The sequence below is a fragment of the Pseudooceanicola algae genome (assembly GCF_003590145.2).
GTDB classification, from domain to species: domain Bacteria; phylum Pseudomonadota; class Alphaproteobacteria; order Rhodobacterales; family Rhodobacteraceae; genus Pseudooceanicola; species Pseudooceanicola algae.
On sequence record NZ_CP060436.1, the window covers coordinates 468,444 to 480,067 of the forward strand.

The window sequence follows — 11,624 nt, forward strand, 5'->3', positions numbered from 1 at the left end:
GAACAAGATCGAAGAAAAGAGCCCCTTCAGGGGTCGTCTTCGCGGCCCGCGGGCCAGAGCAGCGGAAAGGGCGCCAAGCCCTTCGGATAACAGGGCCAAAAGGCCCGATGAAAAATTGAGGCGCGAACGTGGGTCTGTCGAGCAGGGCAACCCCGAAAGTGGCAGTTCTCATGGGTGGACCCTCGGCCGAGCGCGAGGTTTCTCTGTCCAGTGGTCGGGAATGCGCTGTCGCTTTGCGGGATGAAGGGTACGAGGTGGCCGAGCTGATCGCGGATGTCGATCTGCCGGCCCGTCTGGCCGAAATCGATCCCGATGTCGTCTTCAACGCCCTGCATGGCCGCTGGGGCGAAGATGGATGCGTACAGGGCCTGCTGGAATGGCTGCGCATTCCCTATACACATTCCGGCGTGCTGGCCTCGTCGCTGGCGATGGACAAGGAACGGACCAAGGCGATCTATGCCTCGGTCGGACTGCCCATAGCCGAAAGCCTCGTTGCCACTGCTCCCGAGATCATGGCTGCGCATCTGATGACGCCGCCCTACGTGGTGAAACCCTATAACGAAGGGTCCTCGGTCGGTGTCTATATGGTGCCGGACGGCAGCAACACGCCGCCGCAACTTGCCCCCGACATGCCCGAAACCCTGATGGTCGAAAAATTCGCACCGGGGCGCGAGCTGACCGTGTCGGTGCTGGGCGAAACACCGCTTTGCGTGACCGAGATCTTCACTGAAGGCTGGTACGATTACGCGGCCAAGTATCAACCCGGCGGGTCGCGCCATGTCTGCCCGGCCCAGATCCCCGCGGACATCGCGCAGATCTGCCTCGACTACGCCCTGAAGGCGCATCGGGTGCTGGGCTGTCGTGGCCTGTCGCGCACCGATTTCCGCTGGGACGACAGCAAGGGGGCCGAAGGGCTGATCCTGCTGGAAACCAATACCCAGCCGGGCATGACGCCGACCTCGTTGTCGCCGGAACATGCCCAGGCGCAGGGGATGTCCTTTGGCGCGCTTTGCCGCTGGCTGGTCGAGGATGCCTCATGCGAGAGATAAGGGCCTATCACCCCGCCCATTCCGGCCAGGCGCCGCGCGGGGCGCGAACACAGGCGCCGCGGCGTGCCGATCCGGCCCCGTCGCGCTGGTCCTACCGCAAGGAACGGCTGATGCTGACGCCGGGCTTCCGGCTGTTGCTGCGGGTGATCCTGCCGCTGGTGCTGGTGCTGGCCATTGCGGCGATCTATTTCCACAGCGATGCCCGCCGTCTTGCCATGATCGAGATGGTCGAGGGCTGGAAGACCGACTTCCAGGACCGTCCCCAGTTCATGGTCGCCCGGCTCGAAGTCGCCGGGGCTTCGGCGGGGACCGAAACCGCGATCCGTACCGCGGCTGCCACGGATTTGCCGAAATCCTCCTTTGCGCTGGACCTCGATATGCTCAAGGCGCGGGTCGAGACGCTGCCGGCCGTGGCCGAAGCCTCGGTCCAGGTGCGCAGTGGCGGGGTGCTTTACATTGCGATCACCGAACGGGTGCCGGTGGCGTTGCTCCGCCGGGCGGATGCGCTGGTGATGATCGATCAGGCGGGGGACGTCACGGGACGGCTTGAGACACGGATCGACAGGCCGGGCCTGCCTTTGCTGGCGGGACGCGGCGCGGGCGCCCATGTCGCCGAAGCGCTGACGCTGCTGACCGCCGCCGACCCGGTCGAGGACCGGATTCGCGGGCTGGAACGGATCGGCGAACGCCGCTGGGATCTGGTGCTGGATCGCGGACAGCGGATCATGCTGCCCGAGGACCGGCCCGTTCAGGCGTTGGAACAGGTGCTGGCGCTGCACCAGGCGCAGGAACTGCTGGACCGCGACGTGGCGGCGGTGGACATGCGGCTTGCGGCACGCCCGACCGTCCGGCTGACGCCGGATGCGGCGGGCGAATGGCGTGACATCAGAGGTATTGTGATCGAGGCAGGACGGTAGGCATGGAGCTTTACGAATCCCAACGGGCGATGCGGAACATGCGCAAGGCGGCGATGCAGCGGGGCGTCGTGGCAGTGCTGGACGTGGGCAGCAGCAAGATTGCCTGCCTGGTGCTGCGGTTCGATCCCGACGCGCGGCGCGGTCCCGAAGGCGAAGGCATGGGCGAAGGTATCGGATCGCTGGCCGGGCAGGCGGGCTTCCGCGTCATCGGCGCGGCGACCACCCGGTCGCGCGGCGTGCGCTTTGGCGAGATCTCGTCGATGTCGGAAACAGAACGGGCCATCCGTACGGCCGTTCAGGCAGCGCAGAAGATGGCCCAGGTCCGGGTCGATCACGTCATCGCCTGCTTCTCGGGCGCCGGACCGCGCAGTTACGGCCTGACCGGGCAGGTGGCCGTGGCGGGCGAACATGTCACTGAACAGGATGTCAGCCGGGTGCTGGCGGCCTGCGACCTGCCGGAATACGGCGATGACCGCGAGGTGCTGCATGCCCAGCCCGTGAACTTTGCGCTGGATCATCGCTCGGGTCTGTCGGATCCGCGCGGGCAGATCGGCTATAACCTGGCGACCGACCTCCATATGCTGACCGTCGATGCCGCGGCGATCCAGAACCTGCTGCATTGCGTCAAACGCTGTGACCTCGAACTTGCCGGGGTGGCGTCCTCGGCCTACATGTCCGGGGTTTCGACCCTGGTGGAAGATGAACAGGAATTGGGCGCGGCCTGCATCGACATGGGCGGCGGCACGACCTCGATTTCGATCTTCATGAAGAAGCACATGATCTATGCCGACGCGGTGCGCATGGGTGGCGATCAGGTCACCGGCGATATCTCGATGGCCTTGCAGATCCCGGCGGCCAATGCCGAGCGGCTCAAGACCTTCTACGGCGGTGTCGTCGCGACCGGCATGGATGACCGTGAACGGATCGAGATCGGCGGCGAGACAGGCGATTACGAATTTGACCGCCGCACCGTCACCCGCGCCGAGCTGATCGGAATCATGCGCCCGCGTGTCGAGGAAATCCTCGAAGAGGTCCGCTATTGCCTCGATGCGGCCGGGTTCGACAGCCTGCCCAACCAGCAGATCGTGCTGACGGGCGGCGCCAGCCAGATCCCGGGCCTTGATGGTCTGGCAAGCCGTATCCTGGGCTCGCAATTGCGCCTTGGACGGCCTCTGCGCGTGCATGGGCTACCGCAGGCCGCCACCGGTCCCGGGTTTGCCAGCGGTGTGGGCATGTGCCTGTTCGCGGCGCATCCGCAGGACGAATGGTGGGATTTCGACCTGCCCATCGACCGCTACCCGGCCCGGTCGCTCAAGCGCGCCGTGCGCTGGTTCAAGGACAATTGGTAACCGCTATATCCTGTGTCCTGCCCGAGCGATTGCAGTTTTCGGCAATTTTCCTCCCAAGTGTGGTGGAAAATCGCCAAAACAGGGTGACGCAGCACGGCAGAATTGCTAAAGTTGTCCAAAATAGGCAGAGAAATCCCCGCAAAAGGGGCCCAAGCAGGCGGATAGAGCAATGACACTGAATCTGAGCGTGCCCGGTCAGGGTGAAGAGCTGAAACCCCGGATCACCGTCTTCGGTGTCGGTGGGGCCGGCGGTAACGCCGTCAACAACATGATCGACCAGGAACTTGAAGGCGTCGATTTCGTCGTTGCGAATACCGATGCTCAGGCTCTTCAGCAAAGCCGCGCCAGCCAGCGTGTCCAGCTTGGGATCAAGGTGACGGAAGGCCTTGGCGCCGGGGCCAAGCCCTCGGTCGGGATGGCCGCTGCCGAGGAAAGCATCGAGACCATCGTCGACCACCTCGCGGGGGCACATATGTGCTTCATCACTGCCGGTATGGGCGGTGGCACCGGGACTGGTGCTGCGCCCATCATCGCGCAGGCCGCCCGTGAAATGGGTGTTCTGACCGTCGGTGTCGTGACCAAGCCGTTCCAGTTCGAAGGCTCCAAGCGGATGCGCCAGGCCGAAGAAGGCGTGGAAGCCCTGCAGAAGATGGTCGATACGCTGATCATCATTCCGAACCAGAACCTGTTCCGCCTGGCCAACGAAAAGACAACCTTCACCGAAGCCTTCGCCATGGCCGACGATGTCCTTTACCAGGGCGTCAAGGGCGTGACCGACCTGATGGTCCGTCCGGGTCTGATCAACCTCGACTTCGCGGACGTGCGCGCCGTGATGGACGAGATGGGCAAGGCCATGATGGGCACCGGCGAGGCCGAGGGCGAAAACCGCGCCATCCAGGCTGCCGAGAAGGCGATCGCCAACCCGCTGCTTGACGAGATCTCGCTGCGCGGCGCCAAGGGCGTGCTGATCAACATCACCGGGGCTCATGACCTGACGCTGTTCGAACTGGATGAAGCGGCCAACCGCATTCGCGAAGAAGTCGACCCGGATGCCAATATCATCGTCGGTTCGACGCTGGATGAGACCATGGAAGGCCGCATGCGCGTGTCCGTCGTCGCCACCGGGATCGATGCTGCCGAGGTCGTCGATGTGCCGGCTCCGCGCCGTACGCTGGCCGAGCCGTTGAAGACCCCTCAACAGGTTGAGGAAGCCACCGCCCGTACGGTCGCCGCACAACCTGCGCGTCAGCCGCTTGTAGCCGAGCAGCCCGAACCGGTCGCAGAAGCGCCGTCGCTGTTCGACCGTCAGGACGCCCAGCCCGAACCCTCCGCCGAAGCTGAGCCCTTCTATGCCGCGCGCAGCCAGCCTGCCGCGCCGCAGCCCGCGCCGCGTGCCGACTATGCGCCGCGTGCCGCTGCGCGTCCCGCCGCGCAGGATGATATGCCGCCGCCCGCCTATCGCCCGCATGCCGAACAGGCTGCGCCGCGCCGTCACGGCGAACCGAGCCAGGATACCATGGCCCGCCTGCAGGCGGCCGTGACCCATCGCCCCGCCGGTGGTGGTCAGCAGCAGCCGGCTCAGCAACACGCGGCCCGTCAGGCGGCACCGCAGGGGCAGGGCAACCAGTACGGTCAGCCGCAGCCCACGCAGCAGGCACCGCGCCGCGGCGAAGGGGAAAAGCCGCGCTTCGGGATCAATTCGCTGATCAACCGGATGACCGGCCACGGCGAAGGTGAGGAAAGCCGCGCCCCGGCGCAGCGTCCGCAACCCTCGATGCGCGCCGAAGAACCGGCCCGTCATGCGCCGCAGGCGGCTCCGCGCCCCGCCCATGGCGGTGGTCAGGGCTATGGCGCGGCACCAGGTGCTCAGCGCCAGCCGCAGGTCGAGGAAGACGATCAGGACCGCATCGAAATTCCGGCCTTCCTGCGCCGTCAGGCGAACTGAGGCGGACAACCGGGGACAGAAACCGGGTCAGACGCGACATCACCGGGCAGGGGTCGCGATTGCGGTCCGGTGATGATCGGCCAACCCGATACAGGGCGAACTGCTCGCTGAATTTGAAAGGCCGCCCTAAAGGGCGGCCTTTTGCGTCGATGGCTGCGAAATGTGTCGAAATATTACAACTGATGCAGGAATTCGCGCAGCCTTTGCCCCATGTTACAGACCGTTGCAAAGCGTGTGTTGAGGTCGGACTGGGCACCTCTTACCTAAGATTTCATGAATTGCTGCAAGACAGCAGCCGGTTTTTCAGGACAGCGCGGGGGTGCCGCGCTTCGGACTTTGGTCCGGGGAGCCTGATCCGACGAGATTGAGAAGACCTGAGGTGTAACGTGCAACATTCGATCAAAGCAGCAGCTAGCTTCGTCGGTCAGGGCCTGCACTCGGGCCGTCCGGCCACCCTGACGATCCGTCCCGCCGGGGCGGACCAGGGGATCTGGTTCCGACGCACGGATATCGCGCTTGGCGATGCCCGTATTCCGGCGATCTGGGATGTGGTCGAACGCACGGCGCTTTGCACGCGGCTGGTCAATGGTGCGGGCGCCTCTGTCTCGACGGTTGAACATGTCATGGCGGCGCTTGCCGGCTGCGGCATCACCAATGCGATCATCGACATCGACGGCCCCGAGGTTCCGATCCTCGACGGCTCGGCCGCACCTTTCGTGCGGGGTATCCTGGCCAAGGGCATCGTGGCCCTCGACGCGCCGTCCCGCGTGATCGAGATCCTGCGCCCGGTCGAGGTGTCCCAAGGTGCGGCCACTGCGCGCCTGCTGCCCAACCCGCTGATGGAGATCGCCTTCGAGATCGATTTCGACGAGGCCGCCATCGGCCGTCAGGGCCGCGAGATCGTCGTCGAAAACGGTTCCTTCGTGCGCGAACTTTGCGACAGCCGGACCTTTTGCCGTCAGGCGGACGTGGACATGATGCATGACCGGGGTCTGGCCCTGGGCGGCACAATGGAAAACTCGGTCGTCTTCGATGGCGACAAGGTCCTGTCCCCCGGTGGCCTGCGCCACGCGGATGAGCCGGTGCGCCACAAGATGCTGGATGCGCTTGGTGACCTGGCGCTGGCCGGTGCACCGATTCTCGGACGCTACGAAGGTATCCGCGCCGGGCACAGCCTGACCAATACGCTTCTGCGCGCGGTTTTCGCGGATAGCGCGAATTACCGTTTGGTCACCTGCACCGAGGCCCTTGCTGCACGGCTTCCCGGCGCTGGTGTGACCCGGGACGAGATCCCCGAGGTCGCGTGACGCAAACCCGCTGGCAGGGTCGTTAAGGCGTTTTGCACCGCAATTTTCTATGCTAGGACCTTGAAAGCACGGCCCGGTTCCGGACCGTGTAATAAGAACGTCGAGAGGGTCGAATACGCATGACAGGCGGCGGTTTCGGAACGAGGCTGGCGGGTGCAGCGCTCCTGGCAATAATGCTAACGGGTTGCGGCAATGGCGGCCCGGGTATCGACAATGCCGATACCCCGATGGAGTCCTTCACCGCTGAACAGATCTTCGAGCGCGGAGAATACGAGCTCGATCGTGGCAAGTACGAGGATTCAGCCGAGTACTTCTCCGAGATCGAGCGACTCTATCCCTATTCAGATTGGGCCAAGCGGGCGCTGATCATGAATGCCTTCGCCCAGCATCGTGCGAAGAACTACGACCAAAGCCGCGCGGCTGCGCAGCGCTACGTCGATTTCTATCCCACGGACGAAGATGCGGCCTATGCACAGTATCTGCTGGCCTTGTCCTATTACGACCAGATAGACGAGATCGGCCGTGACCAGGGCCTGACCTTCCAGGCGTTGCAGGCCCTGCGGGCGGTCATCGAACGCTATCCCGACAGCGAATATGCGCGGTCTTCGATCCTGAAGTTTGACCTGGCCTTCGATCACCTTGCGGGCAAGGAAATGGAAGTCGGGCGCTATTACCTGCGCCGTGATCATTTCGCCGCCGCGATCAACCGCTTCCGAATCGTGGTCGAGGAATTCCAGTCCACATCGCAGACCCCCGAGGCGCTGCATCGTCTGGTCGAAGCCTACCTGTCGCTCGGCCTCACGGACGAAGCGCAATCGGCCGGTGCGATCCTTGGCTACAACTTCCAGTCCAGCCAATGGTACGAAGACAGCTATCGCCTGCTGACCGGCGCCGGTCTGGCGCCTGAGGCGCGCGGCGACAACTGGTTGTCGCAGATCTATCGTCAGACGGTGAAGGGCGAATGGCTGTAACCCTTCCGGGCAATCTGCGCGGTATCGACGGGGCCTTTTCGGCCCCGTTCGACGGTTGGCTGCACCTGTTTGTCAGTGCCTTCAAAGGGCGTTTGGGCGGCGTTTCGGGCCGTCCGGTCCGGGGGTAATCAGGCCATGCTGCGCGGGCTGGACATACGCGACCTGCTGATCATCGACCGCCTGGAATTGGATTTCCAACCGGGTCTCAACGTTTTGACCGGCGAAACCGGTGCGGGGAAATCCATTCTGCTGGATTCGCTCGGCTTCGTGCTTGGCTGGCGCGGTCGCGCCGATCTGGTGCGCAGCGGCGCGGCGCAGGGCGAGGTCACGGCCATTTTCGACCTGTCCCCCGCTCATGCCGCCCGCGCCGTGCTGGAAGAAGCCGGATTGCCCGCCGGGGACGAACTTATCCTGCGCCGGGTCAATACGGCTGACGGGCGCAAGACCGCCTGGATCAACGACCGCCGTGCCTCCGGCGAGGTGCTGCGGCGGCTGTCGGAGACCTTGGTGGAACTGCATGGCCAGCACGATGACCGCGGGCTGCTGAACGCCGCCGGTCACCGGGCGATCCTGGACCGTTTCGCCGATCACGACCCCCTGCGCCGCGCGACCCGCGAGGAATGGCGCAACCGCAACGCTGCCGCCAAGGCGCTGGATGTGGCCCGCGCAGCCCTGGCCGAGGTTGCCGCCGAAGAGGATTTCCTGCGTCACGCGGTTGCCGAACTGGACAAGCTCGCGCCGGAACCGGGCGAAGATGCGCGGCTCGACACCCACCGCCGCCGGATGCAGGCCGCCGAAAAGGTCCGCGCCGATATTGCCCGGGCCGAGGCGATCCTGGGTCTCGACGGGGCCGAAGGGGCCATGGGCGACGCGCTGTGCTGGCTCGAAGGCGCGGCCGAAGGCACGGAGGGGCGCCTGGATGCGCCGATTGCCGCCCTGTCGCGCGCCCTGACCGAACTGGGCGAGGCCAGCGATGGCGTGTCGCGTTGCCTGCAGGACCTTGAGTTCGATCCCCTCGACCTTGAAGCGACCGAGGAGCGGCTGTTCACCCTGCGTGGCATCGCCCGCAAGCATGACGTGCCCGCCGATGCGTTGGCCGATCTGTCCGACACCCTGTCGCAACGGCTGGCCGATCTCGACAGCGGAACGGAACGTATCGCGGATCTTGAGCGCGCCTTTTCCGGGGCGAAAGCCCGCTACGAAGCCGCCGCACTTGCCCTGGCGCAATCGCGCCGCGCGGCGGCGCAGCGGCTGGATCGGGCGGTGGAATCCGAACTGGCCCCGCTGCGCATGGATCGCGCCCGTTTCGAGACCCGCTTTACGGAGGCAGACCCGGGCCCCGAGGGACGCGACGAGGTCTCCTTTACCGTGGCCACCAACCCCGGTGCACCTGCCGGCCCGCTGGCCAAGATCGCCTCGGGCGGCGAGCTTAGCCGCTTTCTGCTGGCGCTGAAGGTCTGCCTGACCGGTACCGACCCCGAGTTGACGATGATCTTCGACGAGATCGACCGCGGTGTCGGCGGCGCGACGGCGGATGCGGTCGGTCGGCGGCTGGCGGATCTGGCCTCCGGTGGGCAGGTCCTTGTCGTCACCCATTCGCCGCAGGTGGCCGCGCGCGGGGCGCATCACTGGCAGGTCTCCAAGCGGGTCGAGAACGATGTGACCCTGTCCACCGTCACGGCCCTGTCGCCCGAGGCCCGCGTCGACGAGCTGGCCCGGATGCTGTCGGGCGATGCCATCACCGCCGAGGCGCGTGCAGCCGCGCGCCGCCTGATAGGGGACGCCGCCTAGGGCCCGGTACGGGCGCAGGACAGAAAAGTGGCGAAGACGCCGCGCCGTGCGGCTAAGGCAGCTTGCGGGCTTTTGTCGGCCCAGTCCCTGACCTATCAGGGAAGGATCGGGCCGGTTGGAAAGATGGACATGGCAAAACGGGCAGGTTTGCGACGAGATTTCCGGACGGTCGGGCTTGTGACCCAGGCCGAGACCGGCTGGAAGCGCCTGAAGGGCGAAATGCCCCGGCAGATAACGCTGTGGTTCATCGCGCTGGCGGTCGGCATCGCTGCGGGGATCGCCGCGTTGGTCTTTCGCAAGTCCATCGCCTGGCTGCAACATGTGGTCTACGGGGCCGAGGACGTCCATCTGCTGCATACATTCGTCGGCACACTGCCCTGGCAGGTCGTGCTGATCACGCCGATCATCGGCGGGCTGGTCGTGGGGCTGCTGCTGCACTGGTTCACGCCGGATGGCCGGGTCCGGTCGGTGGCGGATGTCATCGAAGGCGCCGCCCTGCATGAAGGCCGGGTGGAAACGCGGGCCGGGCTGGCCTCGGCGCTGGCCTCGTTGATCACACTGGGGACCGGTGGGTCCACGGGGCGCGAAGGGCCGGTGGTGCATATGGCCGGGCTGATTGCCGCCTGGGCGCTGCGCTGGATGCGGGCCGATCCCCAGACCGGGCGCGATCTGCTGGGCTGCGCGGTGGCGGCGGCGGTCTCGGCTTCTTTCAACGCACCGATTGCCGGGGCGCTGTTCGCGCTTGAGGTGGTGCTGCGCCATTTCGCCATCCATGCCTTTGCCCCCATCGTGATCGCCTCGGTCGCCGGGGCGGTCATCAACCGGCTGGAATTCGGCGGCGGCGCGGAATTCCTGCTGAACGACAGTTCGGCTTTGCAATTCTACGAAGAGCTGCCCGCCTTCCTGATGCTGGGCGCGGTCTGCGGTGTCGTCGCCGGGCTGCTGATGCTGGCCTTCTTCATGGCCGAGGACGTGGCGGGCCACCTTCAGAAACGCCTGCACATTCCGCGATGGCTGCGGCCCATGGGGGCGGGGGCCATGTTGGGCGCCATCGCGATCTGGTTCCCGCATATCATCGGGGTCGGCTATGAAACCACCAGCCGCGCGCTACTGGGCCAGATCACCCTGCGCGAAGCGGTCCTGCTTGCGGCGACCAAGGGGGTGGCCACGGCGATCACCTATGGCGGGCGGATGGGGGGCGGTGTCTTTTCCCCGTCGCTGATGGTCGGGGCGCTGACCGGGCTGGCCTTTGGCATCATCGCGACGGCTGTCTTCCCCGATATGTCGGGCACCCCGCGCCTTTATGCGCTGGCCGGGCTGGGCGGCGTGGCAGCCGCCGTCCTGGGCGCGCCGATTTCCACCACGCTGATCGTCTTCGAGCTGACGGGGGATTGGCAAACGGCCCTCGCGGTCATGGTGACGGTGTCGATCTCGACCGCGATCGGATCGCGGATCGTCGACCGGTCCTTCTTCCTGACGCAGTTGGAGCGCCGCGACATCCATCTGGCTGCGGGGCCGCAAAGCTATCTTCTGGCTCTGTTCATCAGTCAGGACGTTATGCGGGCCCCGGATCACGACAATGCTGCCCCGGAAGACCGCTGCTGGGAACTGATCGAGCAAGGCACCTACCTGAGCGACAGCAGCACACTGGCCGCCGCGCTGCCGGCGTTTGAACGGACGGGCCAGCCCTTCCTGCCGGTGCTGCGCCTTACCGATGCCAATTCGCCGCCCGAACTGCTGGGCGCGCTGTTCCACGTCGATGCGCTGCGGGTCTACAACAAGGCGCTGGCGGCAACCGCGGCCGAGGAGCATAGCTGATCCAGCCCGATGATCCGGCCCTATGATCCCGCTATCCAGGACATGAAAAGACCGGGGCCCGTTGCCGGGGCCCGGTCTTTTCGCATGACATGCCCGGTTCGGGCGCCGGATCAGATCTGTTCGATGGTCACGAAATCCGTGGCATAGAAGGCGATGTGCTCCCGCACCCGCTCGGCGTCGGGCAGAGGGTCCTCATAGCTCCAGGCGGCGTTTTTCAGCGTCTGGCTTTTGGTGACGATCGAAAAATAGGACGCATCCCCCTTCTTCGGGCAATGGGTTGTGTGCTCGGTGCGATCCAGGAAGGCCATGGCGATATCTGCCCGCGGGAAATAGATCACGTCGTGCAGATCCTTCTCGCTCAGGACCAGGGCATTGCGGCTTTCCACCAGCACCGCGCCGCCGGCGCGCACCGTCCAAGTTCCTTCCGCAGCGCGGATTCTCATATCGTTCATGTGCATTTCCCCTTCGGCGCTCCTG

10 protein-coding genes are annotated in these 11,624 nt (G+C 65.5%); 9 read left to right on the plus strand and 1 reads right to left on the minus strand.

Annotated elements, in window-relative coordinates:
- Nucleotides 1-128 precede the first annotated feature (128 nt).
- From PSAL_RS02205 to PSAL_RS02245, 9 genes are all read left to right on the plus strand, one after another.
- Nucleotides 129-1,049, plus strand: a complete 921-nt coding sequence (locus tag PSAL_RS02205) for a D-alanine--D-alanine ligase (protein WP_119839702.1) — start codon at nucleotides 129-131, stop codon at nucleotides 1,047-1,049.
- Nucleotides 1,037-1,966 (plus strand): cell division protein FtsQ/DivIB, encoded by a 930-nt coding sequence (locus PSAL_RS02210; RefSeq protein WP_119839701.1) that lies wholly within the window; start codon nucleotides 1,037-1,039, stop codon nucleotides 1,964-1,966. The genes PSAL_RS02205 and PSAL_RS02210 overlap by 13 nt, the downstream gene beginning before the upstream one ends.
- Nucleotides 1,967-1,995: 29 nt before the next feature.
- Nucleotides 1,996-3,315, plus strand: a complete 1,320-nt coding sequence (gene ftsA / locus PSAL_RS02215; protein ID WP_119839765.1) for a cell division protein FtsA — start codon at nucleotides 1,996-1,998, stop codon at nucleotides 3,313-3,315.
- A 169-nt stretch (nucleotides 3,316-3,484) separates the two neighbouring features.
- The gene (gene ftsZ, locus PSAL_RS02220) at nucleotides 3,485-5,260 is read left to right on the plus strand and encodes a cell division protein FtsZ (RefSeq protein ID WP_119839700.1); all 1,776 of its coding nucleotides are present in this window, start codon (nucleotides 3,485-3,487) and stop codon (nucleotides 5,258-5,260) included.
- A 386-nt stretch (nucleotides 5,261-5,646) separates the two neighbouring features.
- The gene (gene lpxC, locus PSAL_RS02225) at nucleotides 5,647-6,567 is read left to right on the plus strand and encodes a UDP-3-O-acyl-N-acetylglucosamine deacetylase (protein WP_119839699.1); all 921 of its coding nucleotides are present in this window, start codon (nucleotides 5,647-5,649) and stop codon (nucleotides 6,565-6,567) included.
- A 119-nt stretch (nucleotides 6,568-6,686) separates the two neighbouring features.
- Complete coding sequence (locus PSAL_RS02230; protein WP_119839698.1) at nucleotides 6,687-7,538, plus strand: outer membrane protein assembly factor BamD; 852 nt, start codon at nucleotides 6,687-6,689, stop codon at nucleotides 7,536-7,538.
- Nucleotides 7,529-7,666, plus strand: a complete 138-nt coding sequence (locus tag PSAL_RS02235) for a hypothetical protein (RefSeq protein WP_196222811.1) — start codon at nucleotides 7,529-7,531, stop codon at nucleotides 7,664-7,666. Before PSAL_RS02230 ends, PSAL_RS02235 begins: the two co-directional genes overlap by 10 nt.
- A gap of 7 nt (nucleotides 7,667-7,673) precedes the next feature.
- Nucleotides 7,674-9,329 (plus strand): DNA repair protein RecN, encoded by a 1,656-nt coding sequence (recN, locus tag PSAL_RS02240; protein WP_119839697.1) that lies wholly within the window; start codon nucleotides 7,674-7,676, stop codon nucleotides 9,327-9,329.
- A gap of 123 nt (nucleotides 9,330-9,452) precedes the next feature.
- Nucleotides 9,453-11,147: a chloride channel protein gene (locus PSAL_RS02245; RefSeq protein WP_408004197.1), complete on the plus strand. Its 1,695-nt coding sequence runs from the start codon at nucleotides 9,453-9,455 to the stop codon at nucleotides 11,145-11,147.
- A 110-nt stretch (nucleotides 11,148-11,257) separates the two neighbouring features.
- Here PSAL_RS02245 and PSAL_RS02250 read toward each other — a convergent pair whose 3' ends face one another.
- Nucleotides 11,258-11,599 (minus strand): DUF427 domain-containing protein, encoded by a 342-nt coding sequence (locus PSAL_RS02250; RefSeq protein ID WP_119839763.1) that lies wholly within the window; start codon nucleotides 11,597-11,599, stop codon nucleotides 11,258-11,260.
- Nucleotides 11,600-11,624: the final 25 nt, after the last annotated feature.